Origin of the sequence: Mesorhizobium sp. M7A.F.Ca.CA.003.01.2.1, assembly GCF_003998945.1 — a bacterium.
GTDB lineage: Bacteria > Pseudomonadota > Alphaproteobacteria > Rhizobiales > Rhizobiaceae > Mesorhizobium > Mesorhizobium ciceri.
In genome coordinates this window covers 1-1140 of sequence record NZ_RZRA01001302.1, presented here as the reverse complement: position 1 = coordinate 1140, position 1140 = coordinate 1, and the positions used below count along the sequence as shown (strand labels likewise).

At 62.1% G+C, this 1140-nt stretch carries 2 protein-coding genes; both read left to right on the top strand.

The features are described from left to right. Positions 1–5 precede the first annotated feature (5 nt). Positions 6–752, top strand: a complete 747-nt coding sequence (locus EN969_RS32190) for an extensin family protein (protein ID WP_127419793.1) — start codon at positions 6–8, stop codon at positions 750–752. A gap of 74 nt (positions 753–826) precedes the next feature. Continuing rightward, positions 827–1140, top strand: a 314-nt coding sequence (locus EN969_RS32185) for an LssY C-terminal domain-containing protein (protein ID WP_206525295.1), incomplete at its 3' end; no start/stop codon positions are given.

Here is a 1140-nt window from a genome sequence, read left to right as displayed (position 1 = left end):
CAGCAATGCTGACCGCCGGTCTGGCGCTGGCGGCGCTTTCCGCCTGCAACACCGGCAGTGTGCTGTCGCTGCAGCCGGCCGTCGACGTCGGCGCGCAGACGGCTGCCGTGCCGCAATATGCCGGCATGCAGAAGCTTGTCCCTTCCAATCCGTACATGACGCAGGCCGCTTATCCGCGCATGGACGAGCCGATGTCGCCCGTCGAGCAGATGCCGGCCAGCGAAACCGACTGCCGTCAGCAATTGAAGCGCCTCGATGTCGCCTACACCGACCTGGCGCCGATCCATGAAGGCCAGTGCGGCATCGATTATCCGGTCAAGGTCTCGGCCATCGGCAACATCCAGATGAAACCCGCCGCAACCCTGACCTGCGACATGGCAGCTACCTTTGCCGGCTGGACGAAGAACGAACTCGTTCCCTCCGCCCGCTGGCGTTATTTCTCCGGCGTCAGGACCATACACCAGGGCTCCAGCTATTCCTGCCGCCGGATTGCCGGCGAAGGCGTCCTGTCCGAACACGGCAAGGGCAATGCGCTCGACGTCATGAGCATCGAGCTCAACAATGGCGACGACATCGATGTGCGCAAGCCCGGCCTGTTCGCCTTCCGCACCCGTGGCTTCCTCAACAATGTGCGCGCCGACGGCTGCCAGTACTTCACCACCGTGCTCGGCCCCGGCTACAATTACGACCACCGCAACCATTTTCATTTCGACATCAAGAACCGCAAGAACGGTTATCGCGCCTGCCGTTAGATCGGTGCCGGGTATCCTTTGCCTGAATGCCATGACAACGCCTAATGTGATGCCGGAACATTTGAGCGGCATTCATGGGTCAACGAAGCGTTCGGCGACGCATTATGATCTGGGCGGCGACCTTGTTGGCCGCGTATCTGGCGCTCGCCTATTTCGCCGCACCGGAATTCTGGACGTTCCGCGATCGAGGTTTTCGCACGCATCGCTTCGAGATGCTGACGCACACGCCGCAAGGCATTCCGGGCGACCCGATCAATGTCGGCCTTGTCGGCACGCAGAAGGAGGTGGTCCACGCCTTTGCCGTTGCCGGCTGGGACACCGCCGACGCCGTCACCCTGAAGACCGCGATCGAGATCGGTGAAAGCGTGCTGTTCGACCACCCCTATCC